This window comes from Vibrio sp. FE10 (assembly GCF_030297155.1).
GTDB lineage: Bacteria > Pseudomonadota > Gammaproteobacteria > Enterobacterales > Vibrionaceae > Vibrio > Vibrio apostichopi.
In genome coordinates, this window is sequence record NZ_AP028067.1 from 149,641 (window position 1) to 166,512 (window position 16,872).

Below are 16,872 nucleotides of genomic sequence, written 5' to 3' on the forward strand. Positions count from 1 at the left end.
GATACGAAGAGATTAGGAGCAGGTTCGGGGTGCGAGTAAACGGGATACGAATAGATAAGAGTAGATTCGGGATGCGAGATACGAAGAGATAAGGGCAGATGCGAGATACGGGTAAGCGAGCTAAGAAAAGAACAGGGCGGTACAAAAAATTAAAGCAGACTCGAAATACGGAGAGTTGAGTAGTGAAAAGCTTGTGCTCTTCGCATCTCGAGACTCGTATCTCTCATCTGCTTTATCTGTCTGCTTTTAGATCTAGTTCTTGCGACGTCTTACTTTGAGCGCGTGTGGCATCACACGGAGCTTTTTCATAATACTTGCAAGGTGAACACGATCTTTGGTGGTCAGCAAGATAGTCACTGTGTACAGGCGTCCATCACGTTCTTCGGTTGAAATACCGTGAATGTTTGAGCCCGTTTTAGAGATAACGTTCGTTAACTCAGCCAGTGCACCTTGGTGGTTCTGCAGATCGATCTGAAGTTCAGCCGTGAACTCTTGATCGTAATCGTCAGACCATTCTACCGCCATGTATTTGTCTGGTTCTTTTTGGTAGCCACGAACGTTTGGACACGTTTCACGGTGAACCACAAGGCCACGACCTGGAGATACATGAGCAATGATATGATCGCCTGGGATCGGGTGACAACAATTTGCAAAAGTCAGTAGTAGACCTTCAGCCCCACGGATAGCTAATTTCTTCCTAGGCGCATCGCTGTTGTTTTTCACTTCAGTCAGTTCGTCAGCATCACCCAGAAGGCGACGAGCAATGACGATACTCATCAGCTCGCCAAGACCAATCGATGCTAGTAAGTCTTCAACGCTTTCTAGGCGTAAGTCAGACAATACATGCTCGAGGTTCTCTTGGCCGATATCGGCAATAGAGTGTTCGCCAAGTGCGTGATTCAGTAGACGACGACCTAGCGTAATCGACTCTTCACGGCGCATTGTCTTCAGGACCTGACGGATCTTAGTACGAGCGCGTGAGGTCACAACGTAGTTGAGCCATGCTGCATTCGGACGTGCGCCCGGAGCACTGATGATCTCAATGGTTTGACCGTTCTTAAGCGACTTGCTGAGTGGGTAAGGGTTCATGTCGACACGAGCACCTACACACATGTTGCCCACATCGGTATGTACCGCGTAAGCAAAATCGACCGCTGTTGCACCCGCAGGAAGTTCGACGATGCGACCTTTCGGCGTGAACACGAAGATCTCATCTGGGAACAGATCAGATTTAACGTTTTCAATGAATTCGAATGAGTTACCTGCGCTTTGTTGAAGCTCAAGTAAGCTCTGCATCCAACGCTGTGCTTTAACCTGTGCGGTTGTCCCATTGCTGCTGCGTGAGCCACTGCCTTTATAAGACCAGTGTGCTGCGACACCTTTGTCGGCCATTTGCTCCATATCTTCGGTACGGATCTGAACCTCTACAGGTACCCCGTGAGGGCCGATCATTGACGTATGAAGAGATTGGTAGCCGTTGGCTTTTGGTACCGCAATGTAATCTTTCATGCGGCCCGGACGTGGCTTGTACAAGCTGTGAGCCTGGCCAAGTGCGCGATAACAAGTGTCTGGGGTATCAACCACTACGCGGAAAGCGTAGATGTCCATAATGGTGTGAAAGCGCTGTTCTTTGGTTTTCATCTTGTTATAGATTGAGAACAAGTTCTTTTCACGACCCACGACGCGAGCAGACAAACCGACTTCTTCAAGACGGCCTTCAATTTCGCTATGGATACGTTGGATCATTTCCTTACGGTTACCACGCGCAGCTTTCACTACATTTCTGAGTACGCGATAACGGTTCGGATAGAGGGCTTCAAAGCCCAACTCTTCTAGCTCAGTCTTGATGTTATGAATACCAAGGCGATGAGCGAGCGGAGAATAGATCTCTAGGGTTTCACGAGCAATACGACGTTTTTTGTCAGGACGAAGTGCCCCAAGCGTACGCATGTTGTGAGTACGGTCAGCTAATTTGATCAAGATAACGCGGATGTCTTGCACCATGGCGAGAACCATCTTGCGGAAGTTCTCTGCTTGCGCTTCTTTGCGATCACGAAATTTAAGCTTATCCAGCTTAGATACACCATCAACCAATTCAGCAACGGTATTGCCGAACTTTTCCTCTAGATCTTCTTTAGTGACATCACAATCTTCGATGACATCATGAAGCAAGGCTGCTTGTAGGGTTTCGATATCCAGACGCATTTCTGCCAGGATTCTTGAAACAGCTACAGGGTGGATAATGTATGGTTCACCGCTTGAACGGGTTTGCCCTTCATGGGCGTCTCTCGCTACCACATAAGATTGACGCAGAGCCTCAATTTGAGGCTCTGTTAGGTATTCTTGGGCAACGTCTTTGAGGCTATCGAATAGATACAAATTAAAGGCCCGGAAGGTTAATTAGTTCGAATAACGCTATTAACGAGTGTGAGCGATGCTGCTTACTGCTGCTAGTTCAGCCGCTTCTTGCTCTTGTTGCTCTTGACGCTCACGAGCATCTAGTACGTCTTTAGTGATAAGACCTTCTTCGATTTCGCGAAGAGCGATAACCGTTGGCTTATCGTTTTCTTCAGGCACTAGTGAATCTTTGCCGCCAGTTTGCATTTGACGTGCGCGGCGAGCCGCAATAAGAACTAGGTCGAAACGGTTGCCAACTTTTTCAACAGCGTCTTGAACAGTTACGCGTGCCATGAGGACTCCAAATAGTAATTAACTAATAAATTTTAGATGACGAGAAAGTATACAAGTTTAACTAGAGACTTTCTAGCTCACCGTATACTTATCTCAATGGAAAATCTAGGGGATCTAGATTATTCCGCTAATAAAGCAGTAAGCATGCCGCTGTATTTAGCTGCTTGCTTATCTTCTTTTAAGCGCTCCGCACGAATGATTGCTCTGAAGTCCATTAAGGCTGCATCAAAGTCATCATTCACGATCACATAATCGTATTCTGCATAGTGAGAAATCTCAGATTTTGCTTCGCTCATGCGTTTCGCAATAACTTCGTCGCTATCTTGACCGCGAACATTCAAACGACGCTCTAGCTCACCATTTGATGGTGGAAGAATGAAGACACTCTTCGCTTGAGGCATTTGTTCACGGATCTGACGAGCACCTTGCCAGTCGATATCTAGGAATACATCGATACCGCGGTTTAGGTTTTCTTCAATCCAAACACGTGAAGTGCCGTAGTAGTTGCCGAATACTTCAGCATACTCTAGGAACTCACTCTTCTTGATGAGATCTTCAAAGTGATGTTTCTCTACAAAGTGGTAGTGAACACCATTTTCTTCACCAGGGCGCATACCGCGAGTGGTGTGTGAAACAGATACCTTCATTGCGTAGGTTGGATTGGTTTCCAGCATTGCTGAGATCAAGCTCGATTTACCTGCGCCACTAGGTGCAGATACGATGTAAAGAGTACCTATGCCCATCTGTATATTTCCACTGTTGGTTGGATTGAGTGAGGGCGATAAACCGACACTATAAAAGATAGCACTGACCCTAATTTTTGTACCGATGGTTACGTCTATAAAGGAATAACGAGTAAAACTAATAGGTGCAACTGGTGAAAATTAGGTCAGAAAAATGGAGGCGAAGAGTAGCATATTTAGGTGATTGAGAACAACTGACTTGATCGTTATTTATTCTCAAATGATCCTTTGTCTGATCTTCATATAAATGTAATGACCTATCATGTTCAGTTTTTTATGTGATCTGAACAAAAATTGTTGAAGTTTTAATCTCAATCCTTACAATCCGCGCAAACGATTAAATGCTGTATATATCTAGTGATATGGACTAGATGTTTCTACTACCGAGCCTACCTTGGTGACTACAGTTTTTAGTGTAGAGACCCCTCTATTCTCACAGCATTTGAATCTCAAATTTCTTAATTTATTACATAGGTTTTGTTGTGAATACCGACTCCACCCTGAAAGCCCAGAAAACGTCTGGCTCGCTTGACACCATGTTCAAACTCTCAGAGAGAAAGACCACGATCAGCACTGAGCTATACGCAGGTTTTATTACCTTCTTAGCGATGAGTTATATCTTGGCGGTTAACCCAGCAATTCTGGGTGGCATCCCGGGAATGGACAAAGGGGCAGTATTTACGGCAACCGCTCTTTCAGCGGCTATCGCAACGCTTATCATGGGCATTTGGGGTAACTACCCAGTGATGCTTGCTCCGGGCATGAGCATGAACGGCTTCTTCAAAGGCTTATTGTTAAGTGGTTCAGTTGCAGTACTTTGGAATGAAGCGCTATTTGGCATCTTCCTATCGGGTATCCTTTATCTTGCTTTCTCATTGACCAATATTCGTAAGTCGATGATTGAGTCGATTCCTGAAGATTTAAAGTTGGCGATTACCGTGTCTCTCGGTTTGTTCATTGCTTTCTTAGGCCTTAAGAATGCAGGTATCATCGTGTCTAACCCGTTCGTATTGGTTGGCTTAGGTGACATCTCTGATCCACAAGTGGTTATCGCTTATGTGAGTATCTTCATCGCTCTGGGCTGTATGGTTCGTGATATTAAGCTGGCAACGTTTATCTCGTTTGTTTCGGCGATTGCATTGACGATTTTGGCTGACGTGTTCTTAGGCACATCAAATGCTCCTATCCCAGACCAATTCGTTTCAATGCCACCAAGCATGGCGGGAAGCTTCGGTGCGATCTTTGATTTTTCAGCTTTCACGCCTGAGAAAATGTTCGATTTATTGTTCATCGTACTTATCTTCCTGATTGTCGATTTCTTCGATGGCTTAAGCACGATTGTTGGTGTTGGTCGTGATGCGGGTATCATCGACAAAGATGGCAAGGTACCAAACGCGAAATCAGCTTTGGTTGCTGATGCGGGTGGTACGGTGATTGGTTCGATTCTTGGTACGACATCTATCACCGCTTTCTCTGAGTCTGGTATCGCTTCTTCTCAAGGTGCGAAGACAGGCTTAGCGGCAGTGATGGTTGCGGGTTTGTTCCTAATCTCGCTATTCCTATACCCAATTTTCTCTATCTTCTCGGCGGCAATGGTTGCGCCGGCGATGGTTGTGGTGGGCATCTACATGGTAGGTCGTCTTGGTCAGATTAACTGGGAAAAGAAAGAGTCACGCATTGCAGCTTTCTTCACCATCATGTTCACCGTTTTAAGCTTCTCACCAGCAAACGGCATGGCGATGGGCTTCATCAGCTACGCATTTACTATGGTTGTGGCAGGTAAGCGCAAAGAAGTTCACCCTCTTATCTACGGTCTGTGTGTGGTGTTCTTAACTTACCTGATTCTACTATAAGGCTAATTAGCCACTACCACTAGAAGTCGTTAAGTAAAAGACCAATAGATGGCTCTGCAGTGAATGTGGGGCCATTTTTGTATCTGTTACTTGTTTGGCTCACGTTTAATTGATGATGTTATCTTAAACTTGAGAGTGCGCGACTTATATTGATGCATGCTATTGTAGAGATTGGATTAATTATTTTTGAAGAGTGACTATGCCTTCTCACTTACCTAAGTCTTTTAGTAAGCCTTTCCTTAAGGTTTTCCACATTCTTGAAGCCGTTCTATTGGTGGCGATCACACTGGCGACACTGTTTGCCATGATGGAAGAGTTCATGCACGTCTTTGCGGAACGTCGAGTGCAACTGACCGACATTCTTCTGATGTTCATTTACTTGGAAGTATTGGCGATGGTTCAGCAGTTTGTGATGAACGGTAAGATCCCGGTGCGATACCCGATCTACATCGCGATGATGGCGATTGCTCGTTACATCACCTTAGGTATGAAAGAGTTAGATGCAGTACTTATCGTTTGGTTGTCTGTCGCCGCATTTATCTTAGCCGCAGCCACACTGTTGATTCGAGTCGGGCATCATTACTGGCCATATGTCGATCTTCGAACCAAGCAGCCGGATGAGTAAATCAATCAGGTAATAAGCTACGCAGACTAAGAGCCCAGCCATGTTGCTGGGTTTTTTATCCTCTAGTTTAAGTCAATAAGACTGTTATGTGTCTTTATTTTAATTGAAGTTACTATGTCAATATGACTCTTATTGTTTTTTTCTCCTTGCTGAATAAGGGTTTGTGTCTTGGCATGAATGTTGATTAGTAGGTATTAGACTCATATAAGGAACACGCTATGCATTTTGAAAGCACTCATTATAAACCTGAAATTTTCTCCGAAAAGGTTGCACTTCTTGTTACTCGACTTCTCAAAAAGACACTTAACTTGTTTTATGGAAAACACTTAGCCAAACGAGCGATGTTGTTGGAAACCATCGCTGCTGTGCCGGGTATGGTGGCAGGAGTCTTCAACCACCTCAAAGCTCTGCGCCGCATGAAAGACGACGGTGGTTGGATCAAAGAGCTATTGGACGAAGCGGATAATGAACGGATGCATTTGATGATTTTTCTTACCGTTACCAAGCCGTCTATTATAGAACGCATTTTAGTGATGCTATTACAGTTCATCTTTCTACTTATCTATGGCGTGATCTACTTAGTCTCATCTAAAACGGCACATAGGATCGTTGGTTATTTCGAAGAGGAAGCTTGTAATAGTTACTCTGAATATATCTCGAAAATTCAAGATGGCACGTTGCCCAACCATCCCGCGCCTGAGATTGCGATTAAATACTATCGCTTACCCGAGAATGCCATGTTTTTGGATGTGCTTTTCTGCATAAGAGAGGATGAAGCCAAACATAGAGATAAGAATCACGACATTGCCGATCTCTATAAAACCCAGGACTTACCCGATCACCAGTGTTAGTCATTAAAAGACAGAGTTATGACAAATAAAGCTCAACAACCAGTAAATAAAGTCGTCTTAATTGCCTTCAAATTCTGGGATTAGGTTGATCTTTTCTGTGGGTTCGAGAAATACGCTCTTACTTGATAGTGAGCGCTTTAGGGTGCGTACTATGAGTAAATTTTTTGAGATCAAAGTCTTATAAATTAGGCTCTGCGGCATAGCAGGGCTTTAATAAAAGCTAACCGAACAAAAAATCATCAATTTTTTCAAATAAAGCTTTACAACCCGGCTCAGATCACCAAGAATGGCGTCGCTCTGTTTTCAGAGTTATTAAATGAAACATCCAGTTGTAAAGTAAAACCCTTAGTATTGCTTCATTGTTATTCTCAGTGTTTCCCTTGGCTTCATAGATACATTAAATAATTCAAGCTTTCAGCGCATCGCACTTTTGGCGATTAATTTTTTATTTTTATATAAGGGACACATCATGTCTAACAAAACAAACGGCGTAGTAAAATGGTTTAACGAAGAGAAAGGTTTCGGTTTCCTAACTCAAGACAACGGCGGCGCTGACGTATTCGTTCACTTCCGTGCTATCGCATCTGAAGGTTTCAAGACTCTTAAAGAAGGCCAACAAGTGTCTTTCGAAGTAGAGCAAGGCCAAAAAGGTCTTCAAGCTGCAAACGTTGTAGCTCTATAAGATTTTAAGTCGGCGCAAGTTGCATTAGCAACTTGCGTCACTTTCTCCCTCAAATCTTTCCCCTCTAGTTCCACCTGTAATATCCCCCTCAAAATATTCTAAAATCCTTTGTTACATCCGCTTCTATGTTTTATCTATAGCTGTATCTATCTCTTGCTCCAAACAAATCTCCTGCGTAACAACCTGCTCAACTTACTCATCCTGATTGTCATTATTGTATCCATAAAAAAGCCCCTAAAACTAGGAGCTTATCTTGATCTAATCAACACTGTTAGTTAATCAACACTGATTCAGCTAATGGCTATTCAGCGTGTTACTGACAAACTGTTATTCAATGTTCTGGATCTGCTCACGCATCTGTTCGATAAGAACCTTAAGCTCTACGCCAGATGCTGTGATGTCTGTGCTGATAGACTTAGATGCTAGCGTGTTTGACTCACGGTTGAACTCTTGCATCATGAAGTCAAGCTTACGGCCACAAGCGCCACCTTTCTTCAATACTACATTCGCTTCTTTCACGTGAGAGTCTAGACGGTCTAGTTCTTCTGCCACGTCTGACTTCTGAGCCAGTAGAATAAGCTCTTGCTCAACGCGAGAACCTTCAAGTTCAATTTTCGCATCTTCAAATTTGGTAAGAAGACGCTCACGTTGCCATTCTAGGATCTCAGGCATGCGTGCACGAACTTTAACTACTTCTTCAGTGATTGCATCTAAACGCTGAACGATTAGCGCCTTCATGTTCTCGCCTTCACGAGAACGAGCGTCAATGAACTCTGCGATTGCATCGTTGAATGCTTCAAGTAAATCTTTGTTGATGGCATCCATATCTTGCTCTGGAGTTTCCATCACGCCAGGCCAGTTCATGACTTGGAATGGGTTCAGACGGCTGTCTTCACCTGTCATGGTCATTACTTGGTTAGCAGCATTGATTACTTGCTGAGCCAAACCTTCGTTAATGCTTAGCTCGCCTTTCGCTGCTGGGTTTGCTTCAAAACGTAGGTTACATTCAACCTTGCCGCGAGCTAGACGCTTACGGAAACGCTCACGTAGGATTGGCTCTAAACCACGGAACTGTTCAGGCATACGGAAGTAAGTTTCTAGGTAGCGTTGGTTTACACTACGGATTTCCCATACTGCAGTACCCCAATCGCCTTTTACTTCTTTGCGTGCGTACGCGGTCATACTATAAATCATCGAATTTTCCTGTCTTTTATCATTCTGAAAATAACGCGCACGCATAGTATCACGATATGGTGTGCTCCCGAAGCTTGTCGCTTTTCACTATAAATAGCCTTTCATGATAAATAGCTTTGAACGGTAAATAGATTTGAAAGATAAACTGCTATATAATCTTGCCCCAATCAAAACTGTCTCACCCCTTTCTTAGGTGATGCACTCTTTCGATAGTAAATCACTTCAGACTGTTAATAAGGTAGATACCAATGCGTCCAAATGACCGCGCTGTAGATCAAATTCGTCCAATTAAAATTACTCGTAACTACACAGCTTATGCTGAGGGTTCTGTATTAGTTGAGTTCGGCAACACTAAAGTTCTATGTAATGCGACGGTAGAAGAAAACGTACCGCGTTGGTTAAAAGGCCAAGGAAAGGGTTGGGTAACGGCTGAATACGGCATGCTGCCACGTGCAACGCACACTCGTAACCGTCGTGAAGCGGCGAGCGGTAAGCAAGGTGGTCGTACGATGGAAATCCAACGTCTGATCGCTCGTAGCCTACGTGCAGTTGTTGACCTGAAAGTAATGGGTGAAATCATGATCACTGTCGATTGTGATGTTATCCAAGCAGATGGCGGCACTCGTACTGCTTCTATCTCAGGTGCAAGCGTTGCAATGGCTGATGCTATCAACAGCCTACTAGCAAGCGGTAAACTGAAAAAGAACCCAATGAAAGGCCACGTAGCGGCAGTTTCAGTGGGCATCGTTGGTGCACAAGCACTGTGTGACCTTGAGTACGTTGAAGACTCAGCAGCCGATACCGATATGAACGTTGTAATGACGGAAGACGGTAAGATGATTGAGATTCAAGGCACCGCAGAAGGCGAACCGTTCAGCCACGAAGAGCTGATGCAGCTTTTAGCCCTGGCGAATAAGGGCATTACCGATATCGTCGAAGCGCAGAAAGCTGCGTTGGCCGATTAGTTTTTAATAGCTCCCACATTGGGGGCTATTTTTTTATCTTCGTCGTATTCGCGCCCTCCGCGTTGTTAACTGCGCTTGCTCACCCGAATCACTTACTACTCGTAAGCTCACGGGGTTCGCAAGCTTGTTGCCTAGCGGAAAGCACGACTACTTAGAAGATACTGAGATGAGTTTAAGTTAATTAAGTTTTATTGGATAAACGTAGAGGAAAAACATGAAAGCATATCAACGTGAATTTATTGAATTTGCACTAGAGAAAGAAGTACTTAAGTTTGGTGAGTTTACTTTAAAGTCTGGCCGTAAGAGCCCTTACTTCTTCAATGCTGGATTGTTTAATACAGGTCGTGACCTTGCACGCTTAGGTCGCTTCTACGCAGCAGCATTAGCAGATTCAGGTATTGAGTTCGACGTACTATTTGGCCCTGCATACAAAGGTATCCCAATCGCAACAACAACAGCGGTTGCACTAGCGGATCACCACGATGTGGACACGCCTTACTGTTTCAACCGTAAAGAAGCGAAAAACCACGGTGAAGGTGGCAACCTAGTGGGTAGCGAACTTGAAGGTCGTATCATGTTAGTGGATGACGTGATCACTGCGGGTACTGCGATCCGTGAGTCGATGGAAATCATCCAAGCAAACGGCGCTGACTTAGCGGGTGTTCTGGTTGCTATCGACCGTCAAGAGAAGGGCAAAGGTGAGTTGTCTGCGATTCAAGAAGTAGAGCGTGACTTCGGTTGTGCGATTATCTCAATCGTTAGCCTGACTGACCTGGTGACTTTCCTTGAAGAGAAAGGAACAGACGCAGCACATCTTGAGTCAGTAAAAGCGTACCGCTCTCAATATGGTATCTAATGCCTGAAGTTCTGAACCTGATGGTTTAGATACCTAGGTTTAGAATTTCAAAAAGAGAAAGGCCTGAGAGATGAAATTCTTTCGAGCCTTTTACTTTTCTATTGAGGTGAGCTGCTTTCTTATCTGAAGATAGGCGCTCTATTTGTAGCGGATGCCGCGTTCAACTTCTGGATCTTCCATAGTCTTGAAGCGCTTGTGTAGCCACATCCATTGCTCTGGCGCTCGTAAGATGATCTTCTCAAGATAACTGTTCATATAAGTTGCAGCCGCTTTCTCATCTTTCTGCGGATAGTTTTCTTCGATTGACTCATCAGCCATGATTTCATATTTGCCGTCGGCATTTCTAAAACCAGACCCCGGAACAAGTGCACATCGGCTAGTGTAAGCCAGAATACTGGTGCCTGTTGTGGTACACGCATCAGGTACCGCGAAGAAAGGTACAAACACAGACTTGCTACGGCCGTAATCATGATCCGGCAGGTAGAAAAGGATCTCACCCTGACGCAGAATTCGAATCATGCGTTTCACGTCTTTTCGGTGAATCAGACGGTTGCCGTTTTGAGTACGACCACGGTATTGAATAAATTCATAAGCCGGATTGTTGTGCGGGCGATAAACACCTAAACCTGAAATACCAAGAACAGCCATTGCTCGGGCGGTGATCTCTAGGTTTAAGGCATGTACACAGCACAAAAGAACGCCTTTGCCATTGGCTTTGTGCGTACGCAGCATCTGAGTGTCTTTGTCTACTAGGATGCGCTTGAAGCGCCACGTAGGCCAAAACCAAGTAATGCCAGTTTCGATCAGTGCCATACCGGTGTTCTTGAAGTTCTCACTGACCATTGCTGCGACTTCGTCTGCTGGCTTATCTGGGAAGGCAAGCTCAAGGTTACGTGTTGCGACTGCCACACGCTTTTTGCCATAACGAGCGCCAAGAGAGCCTAATGAACGGCCTAACAGCAGTAATACACGGTAAGGTAGAACGTTAACGAGAAAAGCCAGTAACCCAAAACCGAACCAAACTCCCCAATGTTTAGGGTGGAGCAAAGCCAAGGTAAAAGGTGGCTTAGTAAGAACGTGTTGTGCGGTGCTGTTTTCCGGAGAAGTTTTCGTCGTCATAACCATCACTTAAGGTTGGGTTTACTTAATTTGAGCGCTCAGCAGTGCCCAGTAAGCATCAAAATTTTCGGTTGGTTGATATTTGAAATCAGAGCGAACAAATCGATTCAGACTGCCTTCAACCTGACCGAGTAGTTGAGCCGCTAAGATTTTCTCATCAACCGGGAACGATTTCCCTTCACGAAGTTTTCTTTCACGCAGGATTTGTCGAAGCTGAGTTTCAATACGCTCAAAAAGCTGATTGATTCGTTCACGCAGGCGCTCATTTTCAAACATTAGAGCATGGCCCGATAAAATACGAGTCAATCCAGGATTACGCTCAGAAAAGACCAAGATAAGCTGCATGACTAAGCGAATACGCTCAAGTGTGTCTTTCTCTTCATCTAGAATACGGTTGATTCGAGACATCAACGCTTCTTCAATGAACTCGATTAAGCCTTCAAACATGCGTGCTTTACTTGGGAAGTGGCGGTAGAGAGCCGCTTCAGATACGCCGACTTGCTTGGCCAATTTTACCGTTGTGATACGAGAAGCACCTTCGGTCGATTCCAACATTTGTGCCAGTGCTTGCAGGATTTCTTCACGACGGTTTGATTTTCGAGTACCAGCCATCTATTTACTTCCTTTCCTAAAGATGAGGATTGAGTGAAGCAGGATTATAAACACCATTCAATTCTGTTCCTAGTTTTGTAAGACCTAGGTCAACAGAATCGAGAGGTGTCAGCAGATTGTCAGAGCGAAATTGCGCGTTTATTCGACAATAAGTTGTTGGATCTGATCGAGGATCTTAAAACCAAGTGTGTCTTTGCTATCAAGAGGCAAAGATTTATCACCGCCTTTCCAATAAAGGTGCAATTCATTGCTACTGCTATTGAAGCCTTGGCCTTCGACAGAGACATCGTTGGCGCAAATCATGTCGAGGTTCTTTCTTTCCAGCTTACCGCGAGCGTATTTCTCTACATCTTGAGTTTCTGCAGCGAAGCCTACGGTAAATGGACGGCCTTCGGTCATTGAGGCAACAGAAGCGACAATGTCTGGGTTCTTAACCATTTGAATAGTCATGTCATCTTCACCATCCACTTTTTTAAGCTTCTGGTCTGCGATGGTCTCAGGGCGGTAATCGGCAACCGCAGCGCAGCTGATGAAAATATCGTGCTGAGCAGCGTTGGTACTAACGGCATCAAACATCTGTTGTGCGCTGTCGACATCAATACGATTAACCTTGTTCGGCGTTGCTAGTGATACAGGGCCGCTGACTAGAGTCACTGTTGCGCCTTGTTTAGCGGCTGCTTCAGCCAGTGCATAGCCCATTTTACCTGAGCTGTGGTTAGTAATGTAACGCACAGGATCGATGGCTTCACGAGTTGGACCTGCCGTAATCAATACAGAACGGCCAGCAAGCGGTTTAGGTTGGAAGAAGTCTTCACAACGATGTACGAGTTGCATTGGTTCTAACATGCGACCCATACCGACATCACCACAGGCCTGTTCACCAGCAGCGGGTCCCCAGATCTCACAACCACGACGTTTTAGTGTAGCGATGTTCTCTTGAGTTGCAGGGTTGCTGTACATTTGTTGGTTCATTGCTGGAGATACCGCAACTGGCGCATCGGTTGCTAAAACCAAAGTGGTCAGTAGGTCGTTACCCATGCCTGCGGTCATACGCGCAATCAGATCAGCGGTTGCGGGTGCTAATAACACGAGGTCAGCCCATTTCGCCAGTTCGATATGTCCCATGGAAGCTTCAGCAGCAGGATCAAGCAAACTATCAGACACTGGCCTTCCAGAGACGGCTTGCATGGTGAGAGGAGTGATGAACTCCTTGGCTGCATTCGTCATGACGACTTGTACCTGCGCGCCACGTTCAATTAAGCGTCGAGTCAGTTCGGCACATTTATACGCAGCGATACCACCACTAATGCCAAGGAGGATTTTTTTTCCAGCTAGGCCTTGTTGGTCAGCGTTACTCAGTTGATTAACCAATGTTTGCATGATTCTGTTCCTTAATTTCTCTGGGCTAACGATATCAGAACAAAGGATTAGTGCCTAGAAGCAGAGCTCGAACAGATTTGATACTCATCAAGTTGGTGTTATCAAACCTATCAATTACACGGTTTTGCTAGCGACTCGTTTCCTTTTCTCTTTATCAAAGGATCTCTGGTTGCAAGCTCATTAAGCTGACGGGTCGTATTCATGACCTTAAATAGCCTTTATATGCCTATAAGTAAGATGCCTGTTGAGTCGATGCCAAGAGAAAAGTTACTGAGTCGAGGGCCTGATTCTTTAAGTGATGCGGAGTTGTTAGCGATATTTCTTCGAACGGGCACACAAGGAATGAATGTTTTAGAGCTTTCTGACAAGTTGATCAAAGATTTTGGTTCGCTGCGCCAACTTTTTTCTGCAACCGAGACTGAGTTTTGTGCTCATAAAGGGATGGGGCAGGCGAAATATGTCCAATTGCAGGCTGTTTTGGAGATGACGCAACGTTATTTAGCTGAGACTTTATCTCGAGGGGATGCGTTAACCAGTCCAAACCATACCAAACTGTATCTTTCGAGTATGTTGCGCGACCGCCAGCGAGAAGCCTTCTATATATTGTTCCTAGATAATCAAAATAGGGTAATAAAGGACGAAGTTATGTTTGAAGGAACCATCGATGCCGCATCGGTATACCCGAGAGAAGTAGTGAAACGGGCGCTTCATCATAATGCAGCCGCTTTAATCCTAGCGCACAACCATCCTTCTGGTGTCGCGGAGCCAAGCCAAGCAGATAGGCGAATTACACGTAGATTAACCGACGCATTGGCGCTAGTGGACATCCGAATTCTCGACCATTTTGTGGTTGGAGATGGCGAAGTTATCTCTTTTGCAGAGCGTGGATGGATTTGAATCACATTTTAGGTTGTTAGTTGCGTTAAATCTGCTATCATTCCGCCCACATTTTAGAACCTTAAATCAGCTCTGATTACTCAAATAGCTGCCCTGTTCAAAAAAAGATCACGAAATCCTTAAAAAGGATCTGTTCGGGTCTTGAGCAATGCATGTCAAGTTAGTATAATACGCGACCTTTGATAGCCTTGAATGGATTTTCCATTATGGTTTTTACCTCTATTTTCAGAATTGATAGAGAGGTTCGGCCACCAAGGTTGATATCGAGCTGAAACGATTTGGAGAGACATTCATGTCCCGAGTATGTCAAGTAACTGGTAAGCGTCCAGTAACGGGTAACAACCGTTCACACGCACGCAATGCTACCAAGCGTCGTTTTCTGCCGAACCTACAAACTCACCGTTTCTGGGTAGAGAGCGAAAAACGTTTTGTTAAACTACGTCTAACTGCTAAAGGCATGCGTATTATTGATAAGAAAGGCATCGATGCTGTTCTTGTTGATATCCGTGCACGTGGCGAAAACGTTTAAGAGGAATTAAGCAATGGCTAAAGGCATTCGTGAGAAAATCCGTCTAGTATCTTCTGCTGGAACTGGTCACTTCTACACAACTGACAAGAACAAGCGTAACATGCCAGGCAAATTTGAGATCAAAAAGTTTGATCCAGTAGTTCGCCAGCACGTTATGTACAAAGAAGCTAAAATCAAGTAATTGATAGCCCCTTTGTCTCTTCTTTTATAGAAGAATAAATTAAAAACCCAGCTTATAGCTGGGTTTTTTTATGCCCAAAATTTGGGAAGTCCCATTGTTTTGAGAAGCTTAAGCTTTTTCGAGAAGACTCAGTGTTTTTGATAGACGTAAGTTTCATTGGCTCAATTTGGCACCTACCGTACAGACGGTACACTTTCCGATGGGCTTATATGATAGAAAATTGCTCAACATAGAATGTGTCGCCATTTTCACGATATACTGAACACTCAATAGGTTAGATGAGCAGAATCAGATGAGATATCGTGGACGTCGGTGGAACAACATACTCATGTTAAGCGTGATCGCTTTTATTGGGGTGTTAAACCTGCCAACATTGATCAAAACGTACCTTATCGAACCTGAGCCTGAACTTCAGGTAAGCAGTCCTTATCCTTACCTCTTAAACCCAACAGCAGAACTTCAAGCCTTACATTTTTCTAAGTGGTCGGTAGTACAAGAAGACGGCCATTGGATTTATCAAATGAAAGAACCGGCATTAGAGCAAAGTGTGAGTGCCCAAGAGTTATCGCAACGCTGGCAGCAGCTAGTAGGCACGGAAGTCGACTCTAAAACCTATACTGACCTTACTCCCCAGCTGAATACGCCACACACCATTGAAGTATGGTATCAAGATCAAGAAGAACCACAACGCATTACCTATTATCAACTGCCTGAGTTTTGGTTGCTAAAAAACTGGAATGATCAGTGGCTGGCGGTGTCTATTGAAGAGAGCTACTTGTTTCCAAGCTTTGGCTCAGACCAGTCATTTAAGTCAGACAAGCTATCTACATCAGACAAACTACCTAAATCGGACGACTAACTATGCCTGAATTACCTGAAGTCGAAGTAAGCCGCATGGGGATCTCGCCTCATTTAGTCGGTGAGAAGATTAAATCCCTGACTTTTCGAACGCCTAAGCTGCGCTGGGATATTCCTCAAGAGCTTAAGCGATTAGAAGGGCAGGTGATTCGCTCTATCTCACGCCGAGCTAAGTACCTATTGATAGAAACTGATACAGGCACAGCCATTGTTCACCTTGGTATGTCTGGTTCATTACGTGTTTTAGATGCCGATTTCCCGCCAGCAAAACACGATCACGTAGATCTTAAGTTAACCAATGGCAAGATATTGCGTTACAACGATCCGCGTCGCTTTGGTGCGTGGTTATGGTCGGCACCGGATGAGATACATACTGTGTTACTTGGTTCTGGCCCTGAACCACTAACCGATGACTTCAACGCTGATTACGTTGCTGAGAAAGCAGAAAAGCGTAAAGTTGCCGTCAAACAGTTCATTATGGACAACAAAGTAGTGGTCGGTGTGGGAAATATATACGCCAATGAAGCGCTGTTTTCTTCACGAATTCACCCTTTGCGCCCAGCAAGCAAAGTGACAAAAGAAGAGTGGGCCTTGTTAACCAAAGAGATCAAACAAGTACTCGCGACTGCCATCAAACAAGGCGGTACCACACTCAAAGACTTCGCCCAAGCGGATGGTAAACCGGGATACTTCGCTCAAGAGCTGCAAGTTTATGGAAAAGCGGGTGAAGAGTGCCCTAGTTGTGGTGAGAAACTTGAAGAGCAAAAAATCGGACAGAGGAATACGTTTTTTTGCTCTCAATGTCAGGGCTAACTATGTTGATGGGACTAGAGTTT

The 16,872-nt window shown here is 44.7% G+C and carries 18 protein-coding genes and 1 riboswitch; of the genes, 11 read left to right on the forward strand and 7 right to left on the reverse strand.

Annotated elements, in window-relative coordinates:
- Positions 1 to 252 precede the first annotated feature (252 nt).
- From spoT to gmk, 3 genes are all read right to left on the reverse strand, one after another.
- A complete protein-coding gene (spoT, locus tag QUF19_RS00665) occupies positions 253 to 2,379 on the reverse strand; it encodes a bifunctional GTP diphosphokinase/guanosine-3',5'-bis pyrophosphate 3'-pyrophosphohydrolase (RefSeq protein WP_286295351.1) in 2,127 nt (708 codons plus the stop codon).
- Positions 2,380 to 2,418: 39 nt separating this feature from the next.
- Positions 2,419 to 2,691: a DNA-directed RNA polymerase subunit omega gene (gene rpoZ / locus QUF19_RS00670; RefSeq protein ID WP_009848003.1), complete on the reverse strand. Its 273-nt coding sequence runs from the start codon at positions 2,689 to 2,691 to the stop codon at positions 2,419 to 2,421.
- A gap of 119 nt (positions 2,692 to 2,810) precedes the next feature.
- A complete protein-coding gene (gene gmk, locus QUF19_RS00675) occupies positions 2,811 to 3,434 on the reverse strand; it encodes a guanylate kinase (protein ID WP_017109197.1) in 624 nt (207 codons plus the stop codon).
- A 324-nt stretch (positions 3,435 to 3,758) separates the two neighbouring features.
- A riboswitch (purine riboswitch) is annotated at positions 3,759 to 3,858 on the forward strand.
- A gap of 58 nt (positions 3,859 to 3,916) precedes the next feature.
- On the opposite strand from gmk, the gene QUF19_RS00680 reads away from it, so the two are divergent.
- The 4 genes from QUF19_RS00680 to cspE all read left to right on the forward strand — a co-directional run bounded on the left by QUF19_RS00680 (position 3,917) and on the right by cspE (position 7,445).
- Positions 3,917 to 5,287 (forward strand): NCS2 family permease, encoded by a 1,371-nt coding sequence (locus QUF19_RS00680; RefSeq protein WP_102279022.1) that lies wholly within the window; start codon positions 3,917 to 3,919, stop codon positions 5,285 to 5,287.
- Positions 5,288 to 5,486: 199 nt separating this feature from the next.
- Positions 5,487 to 5,912: a phosphate-starvation-inducible protein PsiE gene (locus QUF19_RS00685; RefSeq protein WP_017109195.1), complete on the forward strand. Its 426-nt coding sequence runs from the start codon at positions 5,487 to 5,489 to the stop codon at positions 5,910 to 5,912.
- Between the two features lie 218 nt (positions 5,913 to 6,130).
- Complete coding sequence (locus tag QUF19_RS00690) at positions 6,131 to 6,763, forward strand: alternative oxidase (protein WP_192889752.1); 633 nt, start codon at positions 6,131 to 6,133, stop codon at positions 6,761 to 6,763.
- Between the two features lie 469 nt (positions 6,764 to 7,232).
- Positions 7,233 to 7,445 carry a transcription antiterminator/RNA stability regulator CspE gene (gene cspE / locus QUF19_RS00695; protein ID WP_004735656.1) on the forward strand — a complete coding sequence of 71 codons (213 nt, stop codon included), beginning with the start codon at positions 7,233 to 7,235 and terminating at the stop codon, positions 7,443 to 7,445.
- A 327-nt stretch (positions 7,446 to 7,772) separates the two neighbouring features.
- Here the strand turns inward: cspE and QUF19_RS00700 are convergent, their stop codons facing one another.
- Complete coding sequence (locus QUF19_RS00700) at positions 7,773 to 8,639, reverse strand: YicC/YloC family endoribonuclease (RefSeq protein WP_286295353.1); 867 nt, start codon at positions 8,637 to 8,639, stop codon at positions 7,773 to 7,775.
- A 248-nt stretch (positions 8,640 to 8,887) separates the two neighbouring features.
- Between QUF19_RS00700 and rph the strand changes: the two genes are divergently transcribed.
- Positions 8,888 to 9,604, forward strand: coding sequence for a ribonuclease PH (rph, locus tag QUF19_RS00705; protein ID WP_004735726.1), 717 nt, complete (start codon positions 8,888 to 8,890; stop codon positions 9,602 to 9,604).
- 214 nt (positions 9,605 to 9,818) lie between these two features.
- Complete coding sequence (gene pyrE / locus QUF19_RS00710) at positions 9,819 to 10,460, forward strand: orotate phosphoribosyltransferase (RefSeq protein WP_286295355.1); 642 nt, start codon at positions 9,819 to 9,821, stop codon at positions 10,458 to 10,460.
- 138 nt (positions 10,461 to 10,598) lie between these two features.
- Here the strand turns inward: pyrE and lpxL are convergent, their stop codons facing one another.
- The 3 genes from lpxL to coaBC form a co-directional block, all read right to left on the reverse strand.
- Positions 10,599 to 11,579, reverse strand: a complete 981-nt coding sequence (gene lpxL, locus QUF19_RS00715) for an LpxL/LpxP family Kdo(2)-lipid IV(A) lauroyl/palmitoleoyl acyltransferase (RefSeq protein ID WP_286295356.1) — start codon at positions 11,577 to 11,579, stop codon at positions 10,599 to 10,601.
- Between the two features lie 21 nt (positions 11,580 to 11,600).
- Positions 11,601 to 12,191 (reverse strand): nucleoid occlusion factor SlmA, encoded by a 591-nt coding sequence (gene slmA, locus QUF19_RS00720; protein ID WP_016768952.1) that lies wholly within the window; start codon positions 12,189 to 12,191, stop codon positions 11,601 to 11,603.
- Positions 12,192 to 12,329: 138 nt separating this feature from the next.
- Positions 12,330 to 13,571 carry a bifunctional phosphopantothenoylcysteine decarboxylase/phosphopantothenate--cysteine ligase CoaBC gene (gene coaBC, locus QUF19_RS00725; protein ID WP_286295358.1) on the reverse strand — a complete coding sequence of 414 codons (1,242 nt, stop codon included), beginning with the start codon at positions 13,569 to 13,571 and terminating at the stop codon, positions 12,330 to 12,332.
- 222 nt (positions 13,572 to 13,793) lie between these two features.
- On the opposite strand from coaBC, the gene radC reads away from it, so the two are divergent.
- The 5 genes from radC (at position 13,794) to mutM (ending at position 16,849) form a co-directional block, all read left to right on the forward strand.
- Positions 13,794 to 14,468 (forward strand): RadC family protein, encoded by a 675-nt coding sequence (radC, locus tag QUF19_RS00730; protein WP_280612585.1) that lies wholly within the window; start codon positions 13,794 to 13,796, stop codon positions 14,466 to 14,468.
- 292 nt (positions 14,469 to 14,760) lie between these two features.
- Positions 14,761 to 14,997, forward strand: coding sequence for a 50S ribosomal protein L28 (gene rpmB, locus QUF19_RS00735; protein ID WP_004728407.1), 237 nt, complete (start codon positions 14,761 to 14,763; stop codon positions 14,995 to 14,997).
- 13 nt (positions 14,998 to 15,010) lie between these two features.
- Positions 15,011 to 15,178: a 50S ribosomal protein L33 gene (rpmG, locus tag QUF19_RS00740; protein ID WP_002535344.1), complete on the forward strand. Its 168-nt coding sequence runs from the start codon at positions 15,011 to 15,013 to the stop codon at positions 15,176 to 15,178.
- A gap of 292 nt (positions 15,179 to 15,470) precedes the next feature.
- Entirely contained in the window at positions 15,471 to 16,037 is a 567-nt protein-coding gene (locus tag QUF19_RS00745; RefSeq protein ID WP_286295367.1) for a hypothetical protein, read from the forward strand.
- A gap of 2 nt (positions 16,038 to 16,039) precedes the next feature.
- A complete protein-coding gene (mutM, locus tag QUF19_RS00750) occupies positions 16,040 to 16,849 on the forward strand; it encodes a bifunctional DNA-formamidopyrimidine glycosylase/DNA-(apurinic or apyrimidinic site) lyase (RefSeq protein WP_286295369.1) in 810 nt (269 codons plus the stop codon).
- The last annotated feature ends 23 nt before the right edge of the window (positions 16,850 to 16,872 follow it).